This is a genomic window from Rhizomicrobium sp., from assembly GCA_037200045.1.
Classification (GTDB): domain Bacteria; phylum Pseudomonadota; class Alphaproteobacteria; order Micropepsales; family Micropepsaceae; genus Rhizomicrobium.
The window spans coordinates 2,196,394-2,220,892 of the sequence record JBBCHM010000001.1 but is presented as its reverse complement, the minus strand read 5'-3'; the positions used below and the strand labels follow the sequence as shown (position 1 = coordinate 2,220,892).

The 24,499-nt window shown below is 65.7% G+C and carries 31 protein-coding genes and 1 tRNA gene; 11 read left to right on the top strand and 21 right to left on the bottom strand.

All coding sequences use genetic code 11. The features are described 5' to 3' along the window. Positions 1-5: 5 nt before the first annotated feature. The 3 genes from folD to WDM86_10665 are packed head-to-tail and all read right to left on the bottom strand — an operon-like array spanning position 6 to position 1,518. The gene (gene folD / locus WDM86_10675) at positions 6-890 is read right to left on the bottom strand and encodes a bifunctional methylenetetrahydrofolate dehydrogenase/methenyltetrahydrofolate cyclohydrolase FolD (protein ID MEI9990493.1); all 885 of its coding nucleotides are present in this window, start codon (positions 888-890) and stop codon (positions 6-8) included. Continuing rightward, positions 887-1,201, bottom strand: coding sequence for a DUF167 family protein (locus WDM86_10670; protein ID MEI9990492.1), 315 nt, complete (start codon positions 1,199-1,201; stop codon positions 887-889). Before WDM86_10670 ends, folD begins: the two co-directional genes overlap by 4 nt. Before the next feature lie 5 nt (positions 1,202-1,206). Next, positions 1,207-1,518: a YggT family protein gene (locus tag WDM86_10665; protein ID MEI9990491.1), complete on the bottom strand. Its 312-nt coding sequence runs from the start codon at positions 1,516-1,518 to the stop codon at positions 1,207-1,209. A gap of 192 nt (positions 1,519-1,710) precedes the next feature. Between WDM86_10665 and WDM86_10660 the strand changes: the two genes are divergently transcribed. Continuing rightward, a tRNA-Ala gene (locus WDM86_10660) sits at positions 1,711-1,786 on the top strand. A gap of 42 nt (positions 1,787-1,828) precedes the next feature. On the opposite strand, the gene WDM86_10655 is transcribed toward WDM86_10660, so the two are convergent. Continuing rightward, on the bottom strand, positions 1,829-3,040 hold the full coding sequence (locus WDM86_10655; GenBank protein MEI9990490.1) for a PQQ-dependent sugar dehydrogenase: 1,212 nt from the start codon (positions 3,038-3,040) through the stop codon (positions 1,829-1,831). A gap of 78 nt (positions 3,041-3,118) precedes the next feature. Between WDM86_10655 and WDM86_10650 the strand changes: the two genes are divergently transcribed. Next, a complete protein-coding gene (locus tag WDM86_10650) occupies positions 3,119-3,547 on the top strand; it encodes a hypothetical protein (GenBank protein ID MEI9990489.1) in 429 nt (142 codons plus the stop codon). A 3-nt stretch (positions 3,548-3,550) separates the two neighbouring features. Here WDM86_10650 and WDM86_10645 read toward each other — a convergent pair whose 3' ends face one another. From WDM86_10645 to WDM86_10625, 5 genes are all read right to left on the bottom strand, one after another. Beyond that, positions 3,551-4,336 (bottom strand): EF-hand domain-containing protein, encoded by a 786-nt coding sequence (locus WDM86_10645; GenBank protein MEI9990488.1) that lies wholly within the window; start codon positions 4,334-4,336, stop codon positions 3,551-3,553. A 181-nt stretch (positions 4,337-4,517) separates the two neighbouring features. Beyond that, positions 4,518-5,405 carry a hypothetical protein gene (locus WDM86_10640; protein ID MEI9990487.1) on the bottom strand — a complete coding sequence of 296 codons (888 nt, stop codon included), beginning with the start codon at positions 5,403-5,405 and terminating at the stop codon, positions 4,518-4,520. A 50-nt stretch (positions 5,406-5,455) separates the two neighbouring features. Continuing rightward, a complete protein-coding gene (locus WDM86_10635) occupies positions 5,456-6,295 on the bottom strand; it encodes an SDR family oxidoreductase (protein MEI9990486.1) in 840 nt (279 codons plus the stop codon). After that, on the bottom strand, positions 6,271-6,873 hold the full coding sequence (locus WDM86_10630) for a TetR/AcrR family transcriptional regulator (GenBank protein ID MEI9990485.1): 603 nt from the start codon (positions 6,871-6,873) through the stop codon (positions 6,271-6,273). Before WDM86_10630 ends, WDM86_10635 begins: the two co-directional genes overlap by 25 nt. An 85-nt stretch (positions 6,874-6,958) precedes the next feature. Further along, a complete protein-coding gene (locus WDM86_10625; GenBank protein MEI9990484.1) occupies positions 6,959-7,447 on the bottom strand; it encodes a DUF2244 domain-containing protein in 489 nt (162 codons plus the stop codon). A 69-nt stretch (positions 7,448-7,516) separates the two neighbouring features. Here WDM86_10625 and nth point away from each other — a divergent pair, with 69 nt between their 5' ends. After that, positions 7,517-8,215 carry an endonuclease III gene (gene nth, locus WDM86_10620; protein ID MEI9990483.1) on the top strand — a complete coding sequence of 233 codons (699 nt, stop codon included), beginning with the start codon at positions 7,517-7,519 and terminating at the stop codon, positions 8,213-8,215. On the opposite strand, the gene WDM86_10615 is transcribed toward nth, so the two are convergent. Both WDM86_10615 and WDM86_10610 read right to left on the bottom strand, forming a co-directional pair. Then, complete coding sequence (locus tag WDM86_10615; GenBank protein MEI9990482.1) at positions 8,172-8,543, bottom strand: hypothetical protein; 372 nt, start codon at positions 8,541-8,543, stop codon at positions 8,172-8,174. The two genes, nth and WDM86_10615, sit on opposite strands and share 44 nt — an antisense overlap. Then, a complete protein-coding gene (locus WDM86_10610) occupies positions 8,540-9,214 on the bottom strand; it encodes an EI24 domain-containing protein (protein MEI9990481.1) in 675 nt (224 codons plus the stop codon). The genes WDM86_10615 and WDM86_10610 overlap by 4 nt, the downstream gene beginning before the upstream one ends. Positions 9,215-9,261: 47 nt before the next feature. On the opposite strand from WDM86_10610, the gene WDM86_10605 reads away from it, so the two are divergent. After that, entirely contained in the window at positions 9,262-10,251 is a 990-nt protein-coding gene (locus WDM86_10605) for an adenosine kinase (GenBank protein ID MEI9990480.1), read from the top strand. Between the two features lie 63 nt (positions 10,252-10,314). On the opposite strand, the gene WDM86_10600 is transcribed toward WDM86_10605, so the two are convergent. From WDM86_10600 to WDM86_10585, 4 genes are all read right to left on the bottom strand, one after another. Further along, positions 10,315-10,734, bottom strand: coding sequence for a secondary thiamine-phosphate synthase enzyme YjbQ (locus WDM86_10600; GenBank protein ID MEI9990479.1), 420 nt, complete (start codon positions 10,732-10,734; stop codon positions 10,315-10,317). Next, positions 10,731-11,228, bottom strand: a complete 498-nt coding sequence (locus tag WDM86_10595) for a Smr/MutS family protein (protein ID MEI9990478.1) — start codon at positions 11,226-11,228, stop codon at positions 10,731-10,733. The genes WDM86_10600 and WDM86_10595 overlap by 4 nt, the downstream gene beginning before the upstream one ends. Then, the gene (locus WDM86_10590; GenBank protein ID MEI9990477.1) at positions 11,225-12,358 is read right to left on the bottom strand and encodes a murein transglycosylase A; all 1,134 of its coding nucleotides are present in this window, start codon (positions 12,356-12,358) and stop codon (positions 11,225-11,227) included. Before WDM86_10590 ends, WDM86_10595 begins: the two co-directional genes overlap by 4 nt. A 130-nt stretch (positions 12,359-12,488) precedes the next feature. Next, positions 12,489-13,163, bottom strand: a complete 675-nt coding sequence (locus WDM86_10585) for a Tim44/TimA family putative adaptor protein (protein MEI9990476.1) — start codon at positions 13,161-13,163, stop codon at positions 12,489-12,491. Positions 13,164-13,350: 187 nt separating this feature from the next. Here WDM86_10585 and secB point away from each other — a divergent pair, with 187 nt between their 5' ends. Next, positions 13,351-13,845, top strand: a complete 495-nt coding sequence (gene secB / locus WDM86_10580; protein ID MEI9990475.1) for a protein-export chaperone SecB — start codon at positions 13,351-13,353, stop codon at positions 13,843-13,845. Positions 13,846-13,858: 13 nt separating this feature from the next. Here the strand turns inward: secB and dnaQ are convergent, their stop codons facing one another. The 5 genes from dnaQ to WDM86_10555 are packed head-to-tail and all read right to left on the bottom strand — an operon-like array spanning position 13,859 to position 17,447. Further along, on the bottom strand, positions 13,859-14,563 hold the full coding sequence (gene dnaQ / locus WDM86_10575; protein MEI9990474.1) for a DNA polymerase III subunit epsilon: 705 nt from the start codon (positions 14,561-14,563) through the stop codon (positions 13,859-13,861). Next, positions 14,563-15,183 (bottom strand): dephospho-CoA kinase, encoded by a 621-nt coding sequence (coaE, locus tag WDM86_10570; GenBank protein ID MEI9990473.1) that lies wholly within the window; start codon positions 15,181-15,183, stop codon positions 14,563-14,565. The genes dnaQ and coaE overlap by 1 nt, the downstream gene beginning before the upstream one ends. Continuing rightward, entirely contained in the window at positions 15,173-16,036 is an 864-nt protein-coding gene (locus tag WDM86_10565) for a shikimate dehydrogenase (protein ID MEI9990472.1), read from the bottom strand. The genes coaE and WDM86_10565 overlap by 11 nt, the downstream gene beginning before the upstream one ends. Further along, the gene (locus tag WDM86_10560; protein ID MEI9990471.1) at positions 16,033-16,626 is read right to left on the bottom strand and encodes a Maf family protein; all 594 of its coding nucleotides are present in this window, start codon (positions 16,624-16,626) and stop codon (positions 16,033-16,035) included. The genes WDM86_10565 and WDM86_10560 overlap by 4 nt, the downstream gene beginning before the upstream one ends. After that, positions 16,626-17,447 (bottom strand): pyruvate, water dikinase regulatory protein, encoded by an 822-nt coding sequence (locus tag WDM86_10555; GenBank protein ID MEI9990470.1) that lies wholly within the window; start codon positions 17,445-17,447, stop codon positions 16,626-16,628. Before WDM86_10555 ends, WDM86_10560 begins: the two co-directional genes overlap by 1 nt. A 284-nt stretch (positions 17,448-17,731) precedes the next feature. Between WDM86_10555 and hemH the strand changes: the two genes are divergently transcribed. From hemH to WDM86_10530, 5 genes are all read left to right on the top strand, one after another. Beyond that, complete coding sequence (gene hemH / locus WDM86_10550; GenBank protein MEI9990469.1) at positions 17,732-18,763, top strand: ferrochelatase; 1,032 nt, start codon at positions 17,732-17,734, stop codon at positions 18,761-18,763. After that, on the top strand, positions 18,763-19,206 hold the full coding sequence (hemJ, locus tag WDM86_10545; protein ID MEI9990468.1) for a protoporphyrinogen oxidase HemJ: 444 nt from the start codon (positions 18,763-18,765) through the stop codon (positions 19,204-19,206). The genes hemH and hemJ overlap by 1 nt, the downstream gene beginning before the upstream one ends. Positions 19,207-19,470: 264 nt before the next feature. Beyond that, positions 19,471-20,727, top strand: a complete 1,257-nt coding sequence (gene rho, locus WDM86_10540; protein ID MEI9990467.1) for a transcription termination factor Rho — start codon at positions 19,471-19,473, stop codon at positions 20,725-20,727. An 87-nt stretch (positions 20,728-20,814) separates the two neighbouring features. Then, on the top strand, positions 20,815-22,434 hold the full coding sequence (locus tag WDM86_10535; protein ID MEI9990466.1) for a pentapeptide repeat-containing protein: 1,620 nt from the start codon (positions 20,815-20,817) through the stop codon (positions 22,432-22,434). A 6-nt stretch (positions 22,435-22,440) separates the two neighbouring features. After that, complete coding sequence (locus tag WDM86_10530) at positions 22,441-23,106, top strand: hypothetical protein (GenBank protein ID MEI9990465.1); 666 nt, start codon at positions 22,441-22,443, stop codon at positions 23,104-23,106. Between the two features lie 61 nt (positions 23,107-23,167). Here WDM86_10530 and WDM86_10525 read toward each other — a convergent pair whose 3' ends face one another. After that, complete coding sequence (locus tag WDM86_10525) at positions 23,168-23,740, bottom strand: TIGR00645 family protein (GenBank protein MEI9990464.1); 573 nt, start codon at positions 23,738-23,740, stop codon at positions 23,168-23,170. A 153-nt stretch (positions 23,741-23,893) separates the two neighbouring features. Between WDM86_10525 and WDM86_10520 the strand changes: the two genes are divergently transcribed. Further along, positions 23,894-24,496: an HD domain-containing protein gene (locus WDM86_10520; protein MEI9990463.1), complete on the top strand. Its 603-nt coding sequence runs from the start codon at positions 23,894-23,896 to the stop codon at positions 24,494-24,496. The last annotated feature ends 3 nt before the right edge of the window (positions 24,497-24,499 follow it).

The window sequence follows — 24,499 nt, the reverse complement described above, 5'->3', positions numbered from 1 at the left end:
CGGCGTCAGACGTTCGGCACGCCCAATCCTGCCTGAACGCTGGCGGCGATCAAGGTGTTGCGCATCAGGCAGACGATGGTCATGGCGCCGACGCCGCCCGGCACCGGCGTAATATAAGACGCGACCTGCGCCGCCGGCTCATAGTCGACATCGCCGACGATCTTCGTCTTGCCGCCGCCCAGATCGATCCGGTTGATGCCGACATCGATGACAACCGCGCCGGGCTTGACCCAATCGGCCGTCACCAGGCCGGGCTTGCCGATGGCGGCGACCAGGATGTCGGCGCGGCGCGCCAACGCCGGCAGGTCGCGCGAGCGCGAATGCGCCATGGTGACGGTGGCGTTGGCGGCAAGCAGGAGCTGGGCCGCCGGCTTGCCGAACAACAGCGAGCGGCCGATCACGATGGCGTCCTTGCCGGCGACATCGCCGATAGTGTCCTTGAGCAGCATCATCACGCCGGCCGGGGTGCAGGACACCAGCGCGGCGCGACCGCTCAGCAGCAGGCCGGCATTGGTCGGCGTCAGCGCGTCGACATCCTTGGCCGGATCGAGCGCGTCGAGCACCGCGGCCTCGCGCACCTGGGCGGGCAGCGGCATCTGGACCAGAATTCCGTGTACGGACTTGTCGTCGTTGAGCGCCTTGACGCGCGCCAGCACCTCGGCCTCCGAGGCGTCGGCCGGCAGCGAGAAATGCAGCGACTTGAAGCCGATGGCCTCGGCCGTCTTGCCCTTGTTGCGGACATAGACCTCGCTCGCCGGATCGTTGCCGACCAGAACGGTCGCCAGGCCCGGCACGATGCCATGGGCGCTCTTGAGGGCGGCGGTCTGCGCCACCAGGCGCTCGCGCAGTTTCGCGGCGGCGGCTTTTCCGTCGATGATCTTGGCGGTCACTTGGCGGCTCCGAGCGTTTCGAGCCGGCGGATCGTGTCCGGATCCGGCGCGGCGATAGCGATGGTCTTCAGGCGCGAGGTCTCCCCCGCGATGATCTCGATTGTGGTCTTGCGCACGCCGAGCGTCTTTGCCAGCAGCGCAATCAGAGCCGCATTGGCCTTGCCGTCTTCCGGCGGCGAAGCGACGCGGGCCTTCAGATGCTCGCTCCCATCGGCGCCCACGCTCCAGCCCTCGACGGCATCGCGCCCGCCCTTGGGCGTCAGGCGCAGCGCGAAGACGACGCCGCCCTTGGCGGACCGCAGGCGCGCCATGACCGTCAGTGCGGATACATCAGATAGACGAGAAGATTGTCGAGGAAGATCCGCAGCAGCTCGATGCAGATCCACACGATGATGGGCGACAGGTCGAGGCCCCGGATCGGCGGGATGACCCGGCGCACCTGGCGAAACACCGGCTCGGTCAGCGCGTCCAGGATTTGGAAGAGCTGGCGCGCCAGCGGATTGCGAAGGTTGAGAATCCCGAACGCGACCAGCCAGCTCGCGATCACCGCGACGATGATGATCATGATGTAGAGGTCCGCGACCGTGTTCACGAGCCACAGCAGCGGGGACAGGAAGACGTTTGCCATCGAAGACGGGAGGCCTTTCGCTAGTCGCGGGAGCGCCCTTGTACTGGCTGGCCCGCCGCATTCCAAGCGCGCGGGAACCGGGCGGCGGCGTCCGGTGCGCTGATTTGCCGGCGTTTTCGCCAGCCTTGACACATGAAGGGCCCGCTCCCTACATACCCGCCGCGCCGGGCGACCGGCGCCAAAGCGTGGTTCGGGGCTGTAGCTCAGTTGGGAGAGCGCCTCGTTCGCAATGAGGAGGCCAGCGGTTCGATTCCGCTCAGCTCCACCAGCCTTCGCCTGCGGGCTTCGGCTTGGCAAGCCCGACCACGCGCTACTTCCCCGTATAGCTCACCCGCCACACCACCTTACCGGCATCGTCGGCGATCAACAGGCTGCCGTCCCCGGCGACGGCGAGGCCGGCGGGGCGGCCCCAGACCCGCGCCGGCTCGCCCGGTCTGTCGGCGCCGTTCCAGAAGCCGGTGACGAAGTTCTCATAGCCGCCCGACGGCCGGCCGTTCCTGAACGGCACGCGCACCACCTTGTAGCCAGTGGGCGCGCCCGCGTTCCACGAACCGTGCAGCGCGACGAACGCATCGCCCTTGTAGGACGCGGGGAACTGCGCGCCCTCGTAGAACACCAGCCCCAAAGGCGCGGAATGGGCGTGGAACAGAAGGTCCGGCGGAATCGCCTTGGCCACCAGGTCCGGCCGCTTGACGCCCCAATCGGGGTCGGGATGGGGGCCCAGCCAGGCATAGGGCCAGCCATAGAAGCCGCCCGGCCGCACATGGGTGAGATAATCGGGCACCATCGCGTCGCCATAGCCGTCGCGCTCGTTGACCGTGACGAAGAGATCGTCCGTACCCGGATAGAACGCCAAGCCCACCGGATTGCGCGTGCCGGTCGCGAAAGGTTTCAGCGAGCCGTCGGGCGCCACGATCTGCACGCTGGCGCGCGTCGGCGCGTCCGGCCCGACATTGTTGGAGCTGCCGATCCCGACATAGATCGCGCCCTTGGAATCGATCGCCAGATCGCGCGTCCAGTGAAAGCCGCCGGGCGACAGATCCGGCGCGGTGGTGACGCGGTCCCGCTTGCCCGCCTTGGTCGCGCCGTCGGCATAGGCGAGGCGCCACACCGCCTTGTCATCGCTGACATAGAGCGCGCCCTTCGCCATCGCCAGGCCATGCGGCCGGCTGAGGCCGTCGACGAAGGTCGAGACGGCAACCCTGCCGCCCGCCGCGTGGAGCAGGTCGACGCGGCCGGCCGCCGGCTCGGCCAGGAAGACATCGCCGTTCGGCGCCACCGCCATCCAGCGCGGATTGACGAAGCCCGAGGCATAGACCTCGATCTCGAAGCCGGGCGGCACCGCCGGCACGACGCCGGCCGGGCGCGGCACCACGGTGGACGGATTGGCGAGGCCCGGCGTCGCGAAGGGCTTGGGCAAGTCCTTGACCTGAATATCGAATTTCTGCCCCGGCTGGTCGGCGGCGAGGGCCAGACCGGTGCTCAGCAAAAGGCCGGCGGCAAGGACGAGCGGGCGGGTCATGGCGTCTCTCAAAGGAAGCGGCAAGGAAGGCTTTACGAGCTTAGCGTAAAGCTTGGGCAAGAACATTCGAGCCCTGCCATGCGATCCGCCCCGCTTGCCGCCCTGCTGCTGTCCGTCGCCCTACTGGGCGCGCCGGCGCGCGCCGATGACGATGGCGACGGCAAGGCGCCCAAGCACAAGGTGACCCAGGCGGATTCCTACCTGATGGTCGATCCGCTGTACCTGCCGATCTTCGAGGGCGACCGGCCGGTCGGCATGCTGATGATCGGCGTGGGCATCGATATCCTGGACCCCAGGCTGCGCGCCGAGGCGGAGCGCGCGATGCCGATCCTGCGCGACGGCTTCGTGCGCAACCTGATGAACTTCAGCACAACCTCGGTCAGGACCTGGCGCCAGCCCGATGTGGGGATGATCGCCGACCGCCTGCAAGGCGTGACCGACCGCGTCCTGCGCCGCAAGGGCGCCAAGCTGCTGCTCGCCCAGATCGCGATGCGGGTGTCGAAATAGACGTTACGCCGTAACGCTGGTCCCGGCCGCCGTCGCGGTGGCGTTGTTGGCCTTGGCGAACGCATCCAGGATCGTGTTCACGAACGAGCCGCCGCCCTGCTGGCTCTGGATGTTCTGCCACGCGGTGGCGAAATCGGCCGAGCTCAGCGTGCCCGACTTGTCCGAATCGAGCGCGGTGAAATCGCTGGTGGCCTCGGCGGCGGTGCCGCCATTGGCCGTGACGGCGCTCGAGAACTCGTCCTGGCTGACCGAGCCGTCCTGGTTGCCGTCGAGCAGCGACATCAGCGAGTCGACCGGGCTGCCGCTTCCGCTCGCGCCACCGGCGTGGTGATGATGATGGTGATGCGGCACACCGCCGGCCTGCGGAGCGGCGCTCGCCATCTGGCTTTCCGTGACGCCGCTCGAACCGTCGTTCGGGTTCAGCGCCGTGTAGAGCGCGTCCGCCTGGCCCTGCGTTCCGCCGGCCTTTTCGACATAGGTCTCCATCTCGCCTTGCGAGACGCTGCCGTCGCCGTCGGAGTCCATGGCGTTGAAGAGGTTCTGGGCCGGATCGGCGGACGTCGTGCCGCCGATCGCGTTCTGCAGGCCCATCAGGGCCGACAGGATCTGGTTGCTGAGCGAGGGCTGCGCGGTCCCGGTCAGCGCGTTGCTGGACGCGGCGGGGGCGGACGCCGGCTCGGCTGGCGCGGCCGGCGTGTCGCTGGGCGTGCTGGGCGAGGGGGAAAACTGCGCGAAGAGCGATGCGAGACGCTGGGTGGCGTAGGTGGCGGCGCCGATGGCGAATGACATGGGGCGAACTCCCTGTTCGCCTTCGAGGTTGCGAAAGGCGTGCCGTTTGCCGCCGACACGGGAGCGCCAAAAACAGACTTAGGAAAGTCTTACCCGCGACAGCGGCGCGACAAAGCCGGGAGAATCTGCCGCGCGGCGGCAAGACCTGCCGGGCAATTCGCGCCCCGGCACGACACGCCGATCAGCGAGGCCAGCCCGGATTCCTCACCGGCGCAACGGTCTGCCCGGCGACGGAATAGCGGCGGACGATCTCGACGAGATTGGTGTCGCTGTCGAAATCGTGGAAGCGGATCTCAAAGTAATCGGCGCCGACCGAGAGCCGGCCGAAATCCTCATCGGCCCAGGACAGGCTGCCATGGCCGGTGAACAAGACCTTGGGCCGGAGCGGATTGGCCGCCGGGCGCAGCACCGAATAAGCGATGCCCGACAGGGTCGAGATGCAGCTCGTCGGCAGATGCTTTTCGACCAGGAACCAGTCGCCATCGCTGTCGGGCGGCGAGATGGCATAGTCGAACGCCTGATAAGAGCCCGCGACGTCGCGATAGGGCGGGCTCGACACGCGCATGATCTCGCTCCAGCCCTCGTCGCTGTGCTGGAAGATCATCAGCATCGTGTCGCCGCCGCAGGGGATGCCGAAGGTCGCGGTGATACCGATCAGTCCCTGGCCGAGCGGCCTGGTCTCGAAGCTCAGTGACCAGCCGGGGTCGAGCGCGTGCGGCGGCATTTCGTCGTTGCGATAGACCCTGCCGGGCTCGAGGGATCGCGCCCAGCCGAGACGGGAGAGATCGACTTCGATCCCCTCCACGTCCGCGTTTTCGGACTGGCAGCGCATATAGGCGAGGATGAATTCCGCCAAGCGTGCTTTCAGGTCCGCGATGGCCGATTGGGTCTGGCGCGGGATCGCCGTTTCCTGGTCCTTGCCGGGCGCCAGCAGCATCAGCGCATTGCGCGCATCCTGGAGCCGCGACGCGGTGCTGCTGATCTCGGCCTGCGGGCAATCGGCGGCGCGCGCGGCCGGCGCCAGCGCGAGCAGGGCGATAACGATGACGGATGAAAGCCAACCGCGCACAATACTCCCCCGAGGCGGTGCGCGCAGCTTCGATCCGATTTGCGGCGGATTTATGCCGGGCTTTGCATATTGTGCACGATGCCGAGAAGAGTCGCGCGCGGCAGGAAGGGCGCCAGCGTCGCGAGCATCTTGTTGCGCGCGCCGGTGACGACGACGCGGCGGTTCTTCTGAAAGCCGCGATAGCCCAGCCGCGCCACGACGGCCGAGGTCATCGGCGTTCCCAGATTGGTCAGCTTGGTCTTGCCGGTGCCGGCGCGCTCGCGGAAATTGCTCTCGGTCGGTCCGGGGCAGAGGCAGCTCACATGCACGCCGGTGCCCTCGGCCTCCTTCCACAGCGCCTCGGAGAACGACAGGACGAATGCCTTGGACGCGTAATAGACCGCCATCAAGGGACCCGGCTGGAAGGCGGCGGTGGAAGCGACGTTGAGCACGCCGCCGCGCCGCGCGGCGAGCATGCGCGGCCAGTAGATGTGGGTGAGCTCCGCCAGCGCGCGGATGTTGAGATCGATCATGCCCATCTCTGCTGCGAGATCGGAGCCGCCATAGGCGCCGGCGACGCCATAGCCGGCATTGTTGACCAGCACATCGACCTTCAGGCCGCGTCCGTCGAGCGCCTTGGCCAGCTTGGCGCCGGCGCCGATCTCGCCGAGATCGGCGGGCATCGCCGCGACGCTGACCTTGTACTTGCCGGCGAAGTCCTGGGCGATCCTGTCGAGCGCCTCGGCCGAGCGGGCGGTGAGGACGAGGTCGTAGCCGCCCTCCGCGAAGCAGCGCGCCAGTTCGAGGCCGATCCCCATGCTGGCGCCGGTGATGAGCGCGGTCTGTCCTTCACCCTTGCGTTTGCGGGCCATGATGTCGTCCTCCTTCAGTCCTTGGCGATGGCGCGCCATAGCGCCTCTTCCAGATCGGATGCGGTACGGGCGTCGAAGGCGAGCGCGCCCTGGCTGGCGAATTTCGTGAGGCCGGCGGCGGCACCCCACATCAGGGCGACGACCAGGGCCGGGTCGATGTCGCGGATCGCGCCGGCGGCCCGCGCCTCGGCCACGAAGGCGCGGGCGGTTTCGCCATAGGTCCGGCTCAGGGCACGCGAGTCCGCGTCGAGATAGGCGCCATGATGATGCAGGTCCATGAACCTTGCGGCGCGCGGATAGGTCCGGGCGAAGACCATCATGCGCTGCCAAGTGGCGGAGAACTTCTCCCGTACCGAAAGCGACGGCGGCAAGGGGGCGAGGACGAAGGCGTTGTAGATGTCCTTCCACTGCCGGTAGATCGCGTTGACCAACGCCTCCTTGCTGGCGAAATAGCGGTAGACCGTGCCGGTGGCGACGCCCGCTCTTGCCGCGATTTCCGGCACCGCGACGCCATCGAAGCCGCGGGTCTCGAAAAGATCGAGGGCGGCATCCAGCAGCCGGGCGCGTTTGTCGCCATTGGGTTTCTTCGTATTATCAATAGCTTCCGTCGTAGACACGGCGCGCCTAGTTGAGAATGAACGTTCATTCATACCAAAACCTGGCATTTGCGGCAAGGGAAAGATGGGTGCGGAAATGGAGCGGTCAGCCGGCCGGGACGAAGGTCGCGCGGGCGTCGCGCAGCGCCGATTTCAGGGTCCGGGCGAAGCGGGCCCGCTCCTCCGGCGCCAGGAACTGGCCGATGCGCAGGAACCGGCCATGGCTCCACAGGGTGAGCTGGCTGGCGTGCTCGGGCGGATCGTCCATCTCGACCCGCACCCAATAGGGATTGAACGCCCATTCGCGCGGCGGGCCGTTCGGCGGCGTGCGGGCGACGAGGAGGCGCGCCGGGGTGAGCGTCACCCGCTCCTGCCGCTTGGCGGCGCGGCTGCTGGCGCGAAAGGCCCAGGCGAGCAGGGCGACGTCGAGCCCCAGGAACGGCGCGATCGGCCAGGCGCCCTTCAGGATGAAGCTGAGCGCGAAGGCGATATTGACGAGAGCGACGGCCGCCAGGATCGCGAGCAGCGTCCGCGGCCGCAGCGGCGGGCTCGGCCGCAGGACCTCGTCGAGCAGGATGTCGTCTTCCGGATGCATGGCGACGGCAATACTTGCGCGGCAAATCCGTTCCCGCAACAGTCCGCGCGCATTCACATCAGGCCCGCAATGGCACGCGCGTTCACGCCCGCCGAAGTCGAGGAGTTCTTCGCGCGGCTGAAGAAAACCATCCCCGAGCCCAAGACCGAACTGAAATCGGTGAACCCCTATACGCTGCTGGTGGCGGTGGTGCTGTCGGCCCAGGCGACCGACAAGGGCGTCAACAAGGCGACCGAGCCGCTGTTCAAGATCGCCGATACCCCCGAGAAGATGGTGGCGCTGGGCGAAGCGCGGCTGACGGACTACATCAAGACCATCGGGCTCTATCGCGGCAAGGCGAAGAACGTCATCGCCCTGTCGAAGCTCCTGATCGAGCGCCATGGCGGACAGGTGCCGCATACCCGCGAAGAACTCGAAGCCTTACCCGGCGCCGGCCGCAAGACCGCCAATGTCGTGCTCAACGTCGCCTTCGGCCAGAAGACCATCGCGGTCGACACGCATATCTTCCGCGTCTGCAACCGCACCAACCTGGCGCCCGGCAAGAACGTGCTCGAGGTCGAGCTGAAGCTCGAAAAGAAGGTGCCCGACAAATACAAGCTGCACGCCCATCACTGGCTGATCCTGCACGGGCGCTATACCTGCATTGCGAGGAAGCCGCTGTGCCCGACCTGCGTGGTGCGCGATCTGTGCCGCTACAAGGACAAGACGAAAGAGGATGAGGTCGTCAGGAAACCGGCTGCGGCGCGACGCGGGCGCGCAACCCGCTGAGGCAAGTCTCGTCGGCGGCGATGCTCTGGCCGCGCGGCGCGGTCTCGACATGCCAAACCGCCGTGTCGCCGCCGCGCGAATAGAGGAAGAAGAACGCCTTGCAGGCGGCGCCGTCGAACCGCCAGATCTGCGCATTGCCGTCATGGCGCACGAAAGCGGGCTGGCCGTATTGCGCCTTCAGTTCCGCTTCGTGCAGGCCCGTGGTTCCCACCGGCTCGCCTTCCGGCGGGGCGGAGGGAAGCTCGACATGGGCCGGCCCGGCGGCGCGTGGCGCGGCGCAGGCGCCGAGCAGGGCGCAGAGGATGAGAACGGGAACCAGCCTGTTCATGACTTGCCTTCCAGAAGCGTCACACGTTTGAACAGATGTGCCATCAAAGCGGCGCCGAAAAAAGGCGCGATCAGGTCGATGCCGGGAATGACGGTCAAGACCGCGATCAGCAGCCCGCCAATATAGACCTTGCCGGCATGGCGGCGGCGCAGCGCGTCGCTCTGCTGGCGCGGCAGATGGCGCAGGGCCGCCAGCTCGAAGAATTCGCGCCCCAGCAGCCAGCCATTGGCGAGCAGCGCGACGGCCTCGGGCACGAACGGGATCTCGGCGTCCAGGGCCAGCGCCGCGCCGTTGATCAGCACCGCCAGCACGACGAGCTTCAGGCGCTCGCCGGTGCCGCCGATCCAGGGCGCGCCGGGCGCCTTGGGATCGTTCGGATAGAACCGCGCGTCCACCTTGGCGGCGATGCGGTCCAGGAACAGCGAGCCGACCAGCGCCGCCACCGGCGCGCCCAGCGCGAAGACGACCAGGAGCAAGGCAATCGGCGCCGCGACTTCGAGCAGGGCCTTGAGCCAGGCCGGCACCGTCGCGGGCAGGTGGACGATCGCGTATTCGAGGCCGGCGATCAGCGCGACGAACGCGATGGCGGACGCCACCAGCACCCAGAACAGCAGGCCCACGAAGTCGCGGCCGAACAGCGTCGCGACCGCCTTGCGCACGCTTGCGAACATGTCCGGCGTCCTCTAACTCACTAGCGGTTATAGCGGGGAACGGGCGCATGGCGCACAAATTCGACGTGACGGGAATGGGCAACGCGATCGTGGACGTGCTGGCGCCCGTCGACGAGCAATTCCTGCTGGATCATTCCATCGCCAAGGGCGTGATGACGCTGATCGACGAGCACCGGGCGGTCCATCTGCACGGCGCGCTGAAGAACACGCGCGAGATCGCCGGCGGCTCGGGCGCCAACACCATGGCGGGCTTCGCCTCGCTGGGCGGCAACGGCGTCTTCCAGGGCAAGGTCAAGCAGGATCGGCTGGGCGAAGCCTTCCGCGCCAGCATGAAGGACACCGGCGTGCACTTCACCACGCCGTCGGCGGAGGACGGACCGGCCACCGCCCTGTGCGTCGTCGCGGTGACGCCGGACGAGCAGCGCAGCATGAGCACCTATCTCGGCGCGGCGCAGAAATTCTCGGTCGCCGACCTCAACGAGGAGGAGATCGCGTCCTCCGCGATCCTCTATATCGAGGGCTATCTGTGGGACCCGCCGAGCGCGCGCGAGGCCTGCATCGCGGCGATGGACATCGCGCACAAGGCCGGCAACAAGGTCGCCTTCACGATGTCGGACCCGTTCCTGATCGGCCGCTATGGCGACGAGTTCCGCGCCCGGCTCGACAGTTTCGACATCATCTTCGCCAACGAGGACGAAGCGAAGGCGCTGTTCGAAGTGGACACGTTCGACGAGGTGCTGCAGGCGGCGCGCCGCCACAAGGGCATCAAGGCGCTGACGCGCTCCGAGAAGGGCTGCGTGATCGCCAGGGGCGAGGAGGTGCATGTGGTCGACGCCGCGCCGGTCGCGCGCGTGCTCGACACCACCGGCGCCGGCGACCAGTTCGCCGCCGGGTTCCTCTATGGGCTGACGCACAAGAAGCACCTGGCCGATTGCGGCAGGATCGCGGGGCTGTGCGCGGCGGAAGTGATCTCGCATTACGGCGCGCGGCCGGAAGTCTCGCTGCACAAGCTCGCGGCGGATGCGGGATTGATTTAGCATCGCTGTCATCCCCGCGAGGGCGTTGCGTAGCAACGCGAAGGGAAGGGGATGACAGTGGGGTTACATCCCGATCACATGCGCCGCCACCTCTCGCGCATGTCCGCGGTCGCGGTGTTCGAACACATAGATCGCCTGCCAGGTGCCCAGCACCATCCGGCCGCCCAGAATCGGAATCGACAGCGAGGTCTGCGTCAGCGCGCTTCTGATATGCGCCGGCATGTCATCGGGGCCTTCCGTCGCGTGGCGATAGAGCGAGGTGTCGCGCGAAACCGCGCGGCGCATGAAGCTTTCGAGATCCGCCAGAACGTCGGGATCGGCATTCTCCTGCACCAGCAGCGACGCCGAAGTGTGGCGGATGAACAGCGTCAACAGACCTTCGCGCACCGCCGATTGCGCCACGAAGCGCGACACCGCGTCCGTGATGTCCACGAGGCCAGGCCCGCGTGTGTGGATTTCGAGCGTAGCGGAGTTCTGCTTCATCGGCCCTTCCGCAAATAGACATAGATCGCGCCGTCGCCGCCGTGCTTGCGGTGCGCGGCGCGCGTGCCGGCGATCAGGCCGGCGAATTCCGGCTCGCGCAGCCAGCGCGGCACCGCCGCCTTCAGCACGCCGCGCGAGCGTCCGTGCAATTCCATGTCGAAAGGCGCGTCCACGTCCATCTTCTTGCCTTTGCCGGTCACCACCAGAACGAGCTTGTGGCGCCTTTGTTGCGCCCCCTTGAGGAACAGGATCAGCGCGCGATGCGCGGCGTTCTCGGTCAGGCCGTGGAGATCGAGCTTGGCCTCGGGCTCCAACAGGCCCCGGCGCAGGCGTTCCGTGGTGCGGCCGTCGACGCCGCTGCCGCCTTCGACAACGTGCGTGGGACGCTTCGGCGGCGCCGGCGGCTTCAAGACATCGGCATGCAGCGGGCGCGCCTCGGCGAAGCTCTGCGCGAAAAGCTGGCGTTCCTCGTCGGTCGTCTTGCGGCGGGTCATGGCGTCGGCGCCACGCCGCTGGGGAGCAGGACGAAGAATCGCGCATGCGCCTTCATCTTGCCGGCTTTGTCCTCGGCGCTGGAGCCGAAGCCGAAGAAGATGTCGGCGCGCGCCGGCCCGCGGATCGCCCCGCCGGTGTCCTGCGCGACGAACAGGCCGGCGACGCCTTCGCCCGCGATGAACATGGGCACGCCGAAAGGATGGATCGTCGGATCGACGGCGATGCTGGCGCGCGGCGTCAGCGCCACGCCCTCGCTGCCGGCCGGGCCGAGCGCGCGGTCGCCGACCGCTTCCTGTTTGAAGAAGATGAAGGACGCGTCGGTCTCCATCACGCGCCGCGCCGCGACGGGATGCGCGGTCAGCCAGGCGCGGATCGATTGCATCGAGACCTCTTCCCGCTTCAGCGCGCCGTCGGCGATCAGCGTGCGCCCGATCGGCGTATAGGGATGGCCGTTCTGGCCGGCATAGGTCACGCGCAGCATCCGCCCGTCGTCCAGCCGCACGCGGCCGGAGCCCTGGATGTGCAGGAAGAACACCGACACCGGATCGTCGCTCCAGAACAGCACCGGCGCGGTGCGCGGCGGATGCGCGTCGATCTCGGCCCGCGCCGGATAGGGCTTGAGGTAGTGGCCGGCGACCGTGCCGGCGATGCGCACGCCCTTCCATTCGGAACGGAACAGGCCGAGGTCGATCATCACCAGATCGTCCGGCACGCCATAGACCGCGACGCGATAGGCGCCGTGCCGCGTCGTGCTGCCGTTCAGCAGCGGCTCGTAATAGCCGGTGACGAGCCCGTCGCCATTGTCCACGGCGTAGGGCTTGAAGGCGGTTTCGAAAAAGCGGCGCGGGTCGCCGGAGGCTTCGGCGCAAGCCTTCTGCCAGTCGCGGGCCGTTCCGGCGTAGGCCATTGGCGCATCGGGCGGCAGCGCGGCGATCTTGGCGCAGGAGCGGCGGAACGCGGCGAGGGCGGCCGTCGCATCGGTCTCGCGCCAACCCGGAAGATCGGCGAAGGAGACGGCGCGCAGGCTGAGATGTTCCTGCCGGGGCGCGCGGACATACCACCACCAAACGCCGAACGCGGCGGCGGCGATCAGGACAACGAGAAGGGCAAGCAGAATCCGCGAACGCATTGGCGATACACTAACGGGATTCCCGATCGAGCTTAATCCCGTCATGGCGGGCTTGACCCACCGACCTGGGATTCACGCGGAGTCGCGGAGAACGAATCCCTCGTGCCCTGGGACGCGATAGACAGTCGGGTTACGGCATTCCGCCGGAGGTCGCGACCAGCAGCCAATTGGGATCGCGGGCCTTCACGTCGCGGGTGAAGGTCCACACATCGGTGACGTCGCGCACCGATTTGGCGTCGCCCTCGATCGTCTTGCCGTCGGCGTCCACGGTCGCCGAGATGAACTGCGCGCCGATCGCCACCGTGATCTCCGCCGCGCGGTTCTTAAGCGAAGCGTGCACGATCTTCACGTCCTTGAAGCCGACAAAGGTGAAATCGACCGTCTCCTTGCGCTGTTCGCGCCCCGCGATCACGCCGGTGAAGGCGGCGAACACTTCGGCCGACAAAAGCGGCTTGAGCACGGCGCGGTCGCCGCGCGCGAAGGCGGTCACGATCGTCTCATAGGCGGCGCGCGCGCCGGAGAGGAAATGCTCGTTCTCGAAGGTGCGGTCGGCCAGCTTGATGTCGAACAGGTCGCGCGCCACCGGATCGGCGGGACGCTCGGCGATCTGCTCCGAGCGGCTCGGCAGCGGCACCACATTGTCCTTGGGCGGCGCGTCGGCGGGCGGATTGCCCGACAGGCGATAGCTCTCCTGCGGCGGCCGCTCGTTTCCCGTACGCCGGCCCAGGACCGTGTACAGGCGGAACAGGATCACCGCGGCGACCACGGCGAGGACGAGGATTTCCAGATATTGCGCGTTCGGCATCGTCATAACCTTCGCGGCGGCCCGCCCATCCGCCGAATTGCCACCCTACCCCCCGCAACCGCGAGGGTCCAGCATCGCAGTTCGATATGTGGCGATGCCGCCCACGGAAACCAGCCCCTTTGCCTTGTCACGCTTGCGCGATCCGTGGTACCGGCGGCCCCCGCCAAACCTTCTTAAGGAACGCATGATGAGCGCAACCGGTGCCCTTCCAGGCGGAGACTATGGCGCAGGCGGCGCGCCGCGCATCCAGATCATCGCGCAATACGTCAAGGACCTGTCCTTCGAGAATCCCGGCGCGCCGGCCAGCGTGACGGTCCGGCCGCAGATCGATCTCGGCGTGGACCTCCAGGCGAGGCGGCTGGAAGGCGAGCTGTACGAGGTCGAGCTCAAGCTGCGCGTCAACGCCAAGTCCCAGGACGACAAGCCGGTGTTCCTGCTGGAACTGGCCTATGCGGGGCTGCTGCAGATCGTCAACGTCCCCGAGGAGGTGCTGCAGCAGGTCCTGCTGATCGAGGGTCCGCATCTTTTGTTCCCCTTCGCGCGGCGGATCATCTCGGACGCGGTGCGCGATGGCGGCATGCCGCCGCTGATGATCGAGCCGATCGACTTCGCCGGCCTCTACCGCTCCCGCACCGAACAGATGCAGCAGGTCCGCGGCGGCGGAGCGAACGGATTGGCGTAGAATCCACCCTCCCTCAAGGGGAGGGTGAGGTCAGCGACATCCACAGCGGTTCCTTGCCTAGCTCCTTTGCCACGAAGGTGGCGTGGGCCTCGGCCTCGGCCAGGGTGAGGCGGGAGCCGAGCGGCTCGGGGCGCTGGCGGGCGGCGCCCATGGGCGCGGCGCCGAACGCGGCAACGGCCTCCACCGGATCGAGCGACAGCTTGCGCTGCCGCCCGCCGACAAGCTCGAGATAGACCTGCGCCGTCAGCTCGGCATCGAGCAGCGCGCCATGCTTGGTGCGGGCCGACAGGTCGATGGCGAAGCGCTTGCACAATTCATCCAGCGAATAGCGCGCCCCGGGGATCTTGGCCTTGGCGATCTCGATCGTGTCGATGGCGCGGGCATGCGGGATGGGCGGCTTGCCGACGCGGTGCAGCTCGGAATTGACGAATTTGAGGTCGAAGCTCGCATTGTGGATGACCAGCGCCGCGTCGCCGAGGAAATCCAGGAAGTCCTCGACCACTTCGGCGAATTTCGGCTTGTCGGCGAGGAATTCGTCGGTCAGGCCGTGGACGCGGGTGGTCTCCGGCGGCACCAGCCGCTCCGGGTTCAGATAGGCGCGGTAAGTCCGCCCGGTCGGCAGATGGTCGAACAGCTCGACGCAGCCGATCTCGACGATCCGGTGGCCTTCCGCCGGCTCGAACCCCGTTGTCTCCGTATCCAGCACCACCTGGCGCATCAGCCCGACTGCCCTTGGCTGCGGCGTTCCCGAAGGCTCGCCACGATCTTCTTCACCTGCTCGAATGCATGCTCCAGGCCCTGGTCGGTCACAACCACGAAATGGGCTTTTGCACGCTTTTCTTCGTCGGGCATCTGTCGCGAATGCAGATAGGCGAATTTCTCCTCCGTCATGCCCGGACGCGCCAGAACCCGTTCGCGCTGGATATGGGAAGGCGCGCTGACGACGACAACCGCGTCCATCGCGGCCTCGCCCCCGGTCTCGAACAGCAGCGGGATGTCGAACACGACCATGTCGGCGCCCTGGGCCGCGTCGAGGAAGCGCTTCCGCTCGCCGGCCATCAAGGGATAGACGATGGCCTGCAGCCGCGCCGTCGCCTCGGGATTACCGGTGACGTATTTGGAAAGCTCGGCGCGGTCGACGGCGCCGTCCTTCACCGTGCCGGGGAACGGCGCCGCGATCGGCGCCACCGCCGCGCCGCCCTTGCTGTAGAGCCGGTGCACGGCGGCATCCGCGTCATAGACCGGCACGCCGAGCCGCGCGAACATCTTCGCCGTCTCGGACTTGCCCATGCCGATGGAGCCGGTCAGTCCGATATGCAGAGGACGCTTATCGGGCACGCAGCGCCTCTTCGAGATATCGGCGCAAGGCCGGCGTGACGGCGGGCCGCACACCGAAGAACGCTTCGAAGGCCGGCACGCCCTGGTGCATGAGCATCCCCAAACCGTCCACAGTGCGCAGGCCGCGTGCTCGGGCGCGCGCGATCAGAGACGTTTCCAGCGGATTGTAGACGATGTCGCACAGCGCGGCGCCGGCCGGCAGGACCGAGAGGTCGATCTCCAGCGATGGCGCGCCCTTCATGCCGGCGCTGGTGGTGTGGACGACCAGCGCGGCGCCCTGCGCGGCCTTGGACCAATCCACCATGTCATAGACGACAAGTTTCGGTGTCAGTTGCGGCGACAGCGCCGCGGCAAGCTGGTCGGCTCGGCCGCGGCCGCGGTTGAGGATGCGGATTTCGGCGGCGCCCAGATCGTGCAGCGCCACGGCGGCGGCCCGGGCCGCGCCGCCGGCGCCGAGCAGGACGGCCATCTTGCCCCTCACGCAATCGGGACCGAGGTCCTCGCGCAGCGATGCCGCGAGCCCCGTCGCGTCGGTGTTGCGGCCTTCGATCCTTCCGCTCTCATGGAATATCAGCAGATTGACCGCGCCGGCTGCCCGGGCCGCCAGATCGCAATCGTGCGCGAGCGCGAAAGCGGCTTCCTTGTGCGGAATAGTAACACTCGAACCCTTGAAGCCCGCCGCCATGATGCCGCGCAGGACGAACGTAAAATTCTCCGGCTTGACGGCGAGCGGCACCAGCGCGCCGTCGATGGTCATCTCCTGAAGCCAGAAGCCGTGCAGGCGCGGCGAGAGGGCCTGCGCGACCGGCCAGCCCAGGATGCCGGCGAGCTTGGCGGCGCCCGTGATCGTCATGTCCGCAACACGCCCTGTCTTCTGAGTTCGGCCAGCAAAGGCTGGAGCGCGAGGCCCAGGATGGAAAAATAGTCGCCTTCGATGGTGGCGAAAAGCTGCGCCCCCAGGCCTTCGAGCTTGTAGCACCCCACCGCCGACAACACGCCCTCACCCTCCGCCGCCAGATAACCGTCCAGGAAGCCGTCGCTGAACTCCCGCATGGTCAGCTTCGCCGTCTCGCCATGACGCCAGACCACCACGCCCGCCCTGGCCAGGACATAGCCGCCGACGAGCCGGTGCGCGTGGCCGCGCAGGCGCAGCAGCAAGCGGCGGGCCGCCGCGAGATCGGGGCACTTGCTGACGACCTCGGCGCCGAAGATCAGCGTCTGGTCGGCGCCCAGCACTAGCGCCTGTGGGTGGAGCGTGGATATCCGCAGCGCCTTGGCTTCGGCGAGATGACCGGCGATGTCTTGCGCCCGCGTGTCGGCGCGCAGCAATTTGGCTTTGAGCGCGTCTTCGTCGATATCCGCCGGGATCGCCTCGAACGGCACGCCGGCGGCGGCCAGGAGACGCCTGCGGGACTCGCTGCCGGAGGCGAGAATGAAATCCACTAGGCGCCTTCCTGCCGCTCGGCGAGCAGATTGACGATCGAGGCGGCGGTTTCCTCCACCGAGCGGCGCGAGACGTCGATCGACGGCCAATCCTGGCTTTCGAACAGGCGCTTGGTGTTGGTGACTTCGGCGCGGACCAGTTCGAGGTCGACATAGTCGGTATCGCGGGCCTCGCCCATGGTCGCGAGCCGGTTGCGGCGCACCTGAATGAGCCGGTCGGGCGTCGCCCACAGGCCGACGATGAGCGGCTTTTTCACGGCCAGCAGCTCCACCGGCAGCGGCATGCCGGGAACCAGCGGCACGTTCGCGGCGCGATAGCCGCGCATCGCGAGATAGACGCAGGTCGGCGTCTTGGAGGTGCGGCTGGCGCCCGTCAAGATAATTTCGGCCTCGCCCAGGGTTTCGAGATTCTGGCCATCGTCATGGGCGATGGTGAAATTCAGCGCCTCGATGCGGTGGAGATATTTCTGATCGACATCGTGCTGCCCGCCCGGCCGGTGGGTTTCCGCGGCGCCGCCGAGGAAGTCGCGCAGCACCCCGATGGGCGTTTCCAGCACATCGTAGGACGGCACCGAAAGCGTGATACAGGCCTGCTGCAGCTCCTGGCGCAATTGCAGATTGACCAGGGTGAAGAACACCAGCCCGGGTTCGGCCTTGATGTGCTCCACGGCGCGCTGGAGCTGTTTTTGGCTGCGCACGAGGGCATAGAAATGCTCGTTCACCACCACGCCCTCGAACTGCGCCAAGGCGGCGCGGGCGATGGCGTTCAGCGTCTCGCCGGTCGCGTCCGACACCAGATGCACGTGGAACTGCGGATTCACAAAACCATTCCTTTTTCGTCCACCCAGCTTGTTGACGGACGCCGGTTTGGCGGACCTGCGACGACCGTCGTGGGTATCTCTCGAAGCATACCGCTTCCGTCACCAGAAGCACGAGGGCGCGTCCGCCATCTGTCTGTGCTCCGACACTTGAGTCCCAGGCCTTTCCGGCCTAGAGCAGTTTCCACTCACCGACTCTTCCACAAATCACAGGCCTTACACCATCTTCAGAATCTTAGAATCTAAGATTCTATTTTGAAGTAGAAGATGAAGGTGCGGGATAAAGCGTGAAGCTCGCAATCGTCCTGTTCAACCTGGGCGGTCCGGATTCGCCGGAAGCCGTCGAGCCGTTCCTGCGCAATCTCTTCAGCGACCCCGCGATCATAACGCTTCCGGCGTTTCTGCGCAGGCCATTGGCATGGTTCATCGCGCGACGGCGGGCGCTGGTTGCGCAAGATATCTACGCCAAGATCGGCGGGGCTTCGCCGATTCTCGTGGAGACACGGGCACAGGCCGATGCTTTGGATAAAGTGTTGATGGCACGAGGCGTCGAAGCGAAGGCCTTCATCGCGATGCGGTGCTGGCATCCGTTCAGCGACGAGACCGCGGCGCAGGTCAAGGCGTGGGGCGCGGATCGGATCGTTCTGCTGCCGCTATATCCGCAATTCTCGACGACGACGACAGGCTCGTCCTTCCTGGACTGGCAGCGGGCGTCGGTGAAGGCCAGTATCGCGGCGCCGACCACGCGAATCTGCTGTTACCCGGAAGCGCAAGGATTTGTCTCGGCAGAGGTAGAACTTATCCGGGCGGCCTTCGCGAAAGCGAAGTCCGGCGTGAATTATCGGTTGCTGCTGTCCGCGCATGGCTTGCCCAAGCGCACCATCGCGAAGGGCGATCCCTATCAGAGCCAAGTCGAGCGTACGGCCAAGGTGATTGTGGATGGGTTGGGGATGGAAAATCTCGACTGGTCGGTCTGTTATCAGAGCCGTGTTGGGCCGTTGGAGTGGATCGGTCCGGCGACCGATGCGGAGATCCGCCGCGCCGGCGCCAAGGGCAAGGGTCTGGTGATCGCGCCGATCGCTTTCGTGTCGGAACATTCCGAAACCTTGGTCGAGCTCGATATCGAATACGCGCATCTGGCGGCGGCGAGCGGTGTGGCGGACTATCTGCGCGTGCCGACGGTCGGAATGCATCCCGACTTCATCGCCGCACTCGCCGATCTGGTGATGCAAGCCGCGAAGGCGCGCGGTACCATCGGCGCAGCGGGCGGATGCGCGGGCGAAGCCAAGGCCTGTCCGCGTTGGGGGGACATGACGTGATGATGTGGCTGTCCAATCACATCGACTGGATCAAGGCGCTGCACGTCATCGCGGTCATCGCGTGGATGGCGGGCATGCTCTATCTGCCGCGACTGTTCGTCTACCATTCGGAGGTTCCCGCCGGCTCGCCGCAATCGGAGATGCTGAAGACGCATGAGCGGCTCCTGCTGCGCCGCATCGTGAACCCGGCGATGATCGCGGTGTGGATCCTCGGCCTGACCCTGGCCTATGTCACCGGCGCCTATGAGGACACCTGGCTGCAGATCAAATTCGTCCTGGTGCTGGCGCTGAGCGGCCTGCACGGATTTTTCGCCGCGACGGTGAAAACCTTCGCGCGTGACGCCAACATGCGGTCCACCCGGTTCTACCGGATCATCAACGAGGTGCCGTTCGTGCTGGTGATCTTCATCGTGATCCTGGCGGTGGTTAAGCCGTTCGCTTGAAGTTTTAATGGACCGAGGCTTGACGGGCGTTTGCAACGTCCCCAAATCAGGCTATAAGAGCTTTGTTCCCCTTGGCACGCATCGGCACCCTCGCCTGAAACGGCGCGGCGCCGGAACCGGCACGAAGCCGGGCGCGGGCCGACAAACTCCGATCATACGCTGACGACCGGTGCAGTCCCGCTCGTCAGGCCAGCCGGACACCCCTCCCTCCCATGTTTCCCTAGGTAGCAATTCACAATGACGGTCCAAGAAGGCCTGCAGACCATGAAGCTGCAGGATCTCAAATCCAAATCCCCCACCGATCTTCTCGCCTTCGCGGAGGAGCTCGAGATCGAGAACGCCTCGTCCATGCGCAAGCAGGACATGCTGTTCGCGATCCTGAAGGAACTCGCCGAGCGCAATGTCGAGATCATGGGCCAGGGCGTGGTCGAGACGCTGCAGGATGGCTTCGGCTTCCTGCGTTCTCCGGAATCCAATTACCTCGCGGGGCCGGACGACATCTATGTCAGCCCGTCGCAGATCCGCCGCTTCGGCCTGCGCACCGGCGACACGGTCGAAGGCCCGATCCGTTCGCCGAAGGACGGCGAGCGCTATTTCGCGCTGCTCAAGGTAACCACGATCAATTTCGAGGATCCGGAGAAGATCAAGCACAAGGTCCATTTCGACAATCTGACGCCGCTCTATCCGACGCGGTGGCTGAACATGGAATTGAAGGACCCGACCATCAAGGACAAGACCGGCCGGGTCATCGACATCGTGGCGCCGCAGGGCATGGGTCAGCGCGCCTTGATCACCGCCCAGCCGCGCACCGGCAAGACGGTCATCCTGCAGAACATCGCCAAGGCGATCACCGCCAACCATCCCGAGTGCTACCTCATCGTCCTTCTGATCGACGAGCGGCCCGAGGAAGTGACCGACATGCAGCGTTCTGTGAAGGGCGAAGTGATCTCCTCGACCTTCGACGAGCCGGCGACGCGCCACGTCCAGGTCGCCGAGATGGTGATCGAGAAGGCCAAGCGCCTGGTCGAGCACAAGCGCGACGTCGTGATCCTGCTGGATTCGATCACCCGCCTCGGCCGCGCCTACAACACCGTCGTGCCGTCATCGGGCAAGGTGCTGACCGGCGGCGTCGACGCCAATGCGCTGCAGCGCCCCAAGCGCTTCTTCGGCGCGGCGCGCAATATCGAGGAAGGCGGCTCCCTGACCATCATCGCCACCGCGCTGATCGATACCGGCAGCCGCATGGACGAGGTCATCTTCGAAGAGTTCAAGGGCACCGGCAATTCGGAAATCATCCTGGACCGCAAGGTGGCCGACAAGCGCATCTTCCCGGCGATCGACATCCTCAAATCCGGCACCCGCAAGGACGAGCTGCTGCTCGACAAGAACACCCTCGCCAAGACCTATGTCCTGCGCCGCATCCTGGCCCCGATGGGCACGATCGACGCGATCGAGTTCCTGCTCGACAAGCTGCGCGCCGCCAAGAACAACGCCGATTTCTTCGACAGCATGAACACCTGACGAGCCGACGCTTTTTTCAAGCTTGGTTTTGCGATTGGGCAGTGCTCCAATGCACGTGATGGTTGAGCCTGGGCGGGGCTTGCGGTCATGGATTGGAGAGAGGTTTGGAAGGACCAAAATTTTCGTGGTTCTTTCAGGCGCTGGTGGTGGCAGGATTGGTCCTGGGACGGTCTGGCGAGCAAACCAAATCGTGCAGCGCTGGGATTAGACCCGGTGGGGGCTGCGGGCACGTTGCAAGACGTCTGGCGGCAGGAGGAGGGCCGGCTGATCGATTTTGCGGGTCGCCGGTGGACGCGCTTTCATCTTCCACCTCTATTCTATCCCGAGTTGCGCGCGTCCCGCGAGAGACTGGTACGAGATCGCTTTCCACCTTTCCTATGTCAGTCAGATGTATGGGATCAAGCCAAGGGTGCATCGACGATCGATGAACTCCGCCAGCGGCTGGATGCCGCCATGCGTCCGGACGATGATCTGCGACAGCGTTGGTCTTTGGAGGACGTGGCGAGCTTTGCTGATCTTCGCGGTGTGGTGTTTCCCGAGGCATTCGCTTATTCGGGGACCGAGCTTCTCGCGAACCTCGGCTCGGCTATCTTTTGCGGCGATTTCTCCTACTACGGAAAAGTCCTATCGAGATTTCGATTCGCGACATTCGCTGGCAGGGTTGCATTCAGAGGGGCGGAGTTTCCAGTCGAAGCTCTGTTTACCGATGCTACGTTTTGTGCGGACGCGATATTCGATTCGGCGAATTTCCTGGGCGATGTCCAGTTCGGGGGCACTGCCTTTTCAGCGCGCGCGTCCTTTCATGGTGCCGCGCCGTTCCGGCGGACGACGAGTTTTTCGCGAACGCGGTTCTGTGATGCCGTCGACTTCACGAACTGCGTTTTTCAGGACAGCACGGACTTTTCGGGCGCCTCGTTCGATGGTGTCGCCAAATTCAATCAGGTCATCCTTCATTCGGATACGGACTTCAGTGGAATGTCGTTCCGAGCAGGAGAAGCGCCTTCTCGAGATTGGTGGCCTTATACGATCATCGAGGCCAGGCTCGAAGACCCTATGAGGTTCAGCGGGCATGACCGGTTCGATATTCTCTTCTATCGGACTCAGATAATATTCTGGCGTGCTTTGTACATTCTGAGGTGGATACCGCCATTGCTGGTGATGCGATGGACACCGATGCGGAAGATTCGGGCCGATCGAGATCGTGCGACTGTGCGTTACGAGAATTCGTTCCGGCATTTGCGCCGGCTTAGTTCGGAGATTGGAGACATTCAAGCGGAAGGCATGTTTCATGCCTTGGAATTGCGTTGCCATAGGGCGCGCACCAACGCCCGTTCTCTCGATCGTCTTGTGTCCCTTCTTTATGGCATCTTGTCGGACTACGGGCAGTCGATGGCTCGCCCCTTGGCTGTGATTTTGGTCTTTTGGGCTGTTGCAATCGCGTTCTACAGTTATCTGCTGCGAAATGCGGCATGCAAGGCCGCGGATGTCCCAAGTCAATCGGCGATCATTGTTGGAGCCGGCGAGAAATTCGTCCCGACATTGTTCGAAACCGCAAATCGGGGAGACCCAGATGGTTGGTTGAAATGCGCGAACAATGCCTATGATATACTGGTGTTTTGCATCGGTATGTCGCAGGTCGTCGTGCTGATCGCCTGCGTGTCGGTCTTTCTAATAGCGTTGAGACGCAGGTTTCAGGTTAGAAGGTAATTGAAGGTGCGGCTCGTCCTGCTTCACAGTCCGCTCGTCGGTCCGGCGAGCTGGGCGAGCTTGGCGCCGCTGCTGCGGTCGCGTGGCCATGCTGTCGCGGTGCCCGACCTGACGCCGCTGATGGCGGGCGATGGACCCTACTATCCGGCGCTGGCGGAGGCCGTGGCCGCTGCGGCGTCGGACACTCCCGTTCTCGTCGCCCATAGCGGCGCCGGCGCGCTGGTGCCGGCCGTCGCGGCGCTGGCGCCTTTGCGCGGGGCGATCTTCGTCGATGCGTTGCTGCCCCATCCCGATACGAGCTGGTTCGCCGGCGTGCCCGAGCCGCTCGGTGCAAAGCTGCGCGGGCTCGCCAAGGACGGCAGGCTGCCGCCCTGGCATGCGTGGTGGCCGAAAGGCGCCATGGAGGCGCTGCTGCCGGATCGCAAGCAGGGCGCGGGCTTCATCGCCGAACAGGGCGAGGTGCCGCTCGCTTTTCTCGAAGAGGTCGCGCCGGCGATTGGGCTGACGACGCCCAGCGCCTATCTGCAATTGAGCGGTGCGTACAAGGAGGACGCCGACGCGGCCGAGGCGGAAGGCTGGCCGGTCGCGCGGCTCGCCTTGAGCCATCTTGCGATCCTTACCCATGCGGATGCGGTCGCCGGGCAGATCGAACGCCTGGCCGCCGGCCTTTAGAAAAGCAAACGGCGCCGACCGCTGGGGCCGGCGCCGTGCCGTGAACTGGTCGGCCGGAAGGTCAGTGGTGGTGGGGCTCTGCGGCTTGGCCTTCGGCGCCTTCCTCGATCTCCTGGTTCTCCGCGCCCTTTTCGCCCAGATAGTCCATGGCGGCGAGGACGACGCCCGAGACCAGGAAGATGCCGTGCAGCTCCATCAGCCACAGCAGATTGCCTTTGTCGACCGTCTCGATCGACATGAAGGCGCGCAGCAGATGGATGACCGAGATCGCGATGATCGACGCGATCAGCTTCAGCTTCATGTTGGAGAAGTCGACCTTGCCCATCCAGACCGGCTTGTCGGGATTGCCTTCGAGGTCGAGCTTGGAGACGAAGTTCTCGTAGCCCGCGAACACGACCATCAAGGTCAGGTTGCCGGCCAGCGACATGTCGATCAGGGTCAGGAGCCACAGGACGACCGTGTTCTCTTCCAGATCGAGGGTGAGGACCTTGGACGTCTCCTCGGCCACTTCCTTGCCGAAGGTGATCAGCAGCACGATGAGCGCGATGACGAGGCCGACATAGAACGGCGCCATCAGCCAGCGGCTGCGGAACAAGGACTGCTCGAAAAGCTCTTCGAAACTCTTGCCGGCCATTTCGTCCCCCAATTTTCGCGGTGATTCGCTGGCCAGAGTAAACTCGACAATGCACGGCGTTAGTAGGTGCGCGGCGCGTGTTTTTTTGGAACGGTTGACGAGGCGGCGGCGCGGGCGGAAACTGAATAAAGTGTGGAAAATAGGGGTTTGGCGATGACCGACGATGCTTCCGACCGTGCCCAGTTCAAGGCGATGGTCGATGGAACTCGGGACGACTGGATGAAGATCGTCGCCGCGACCGCGGACTTCAATCGCGGCGTGGCGGATCGCGTGCTGGCGCATCTGAAGATGCTGGCCGGCGATTGCGGCGGGTTCCCGGTCGACCGGCTGGAACATTCGCTGCAATCGGCGACGCTCGCCCATCGCGACGGCATGGACGAGGAATACGTGGTCTGCGCCCTGGTTCACGACATCGGCGACATCCTGTGCTCGGCCAGCCATGCCGATCTCGGCGCCACCATCATGAAGCCGTATGTGTCGGAGGCGAATTTCTGGATGATGGCGCATCACGGCATCTTCCAGGGCTACTATTTCTTCCACTATCTGGGGCTCGACCGCGACATGCGCGACCAGTTCCGCGGCCACCCCCATTTCGAGTACACCGCGCGGTTCTGCGCCCGGCACGACCAGAACGCCTTCGATCCCGCCTATGACGCGATGCCGCTGGAGGCTTTCGAGCCGATGGTGCAGCGCGTGATGGCGCGGCCCCGGAACACGATCTACCTGCGGCCGGAGCAGCAGGCGGCGGCAGAGTAATAC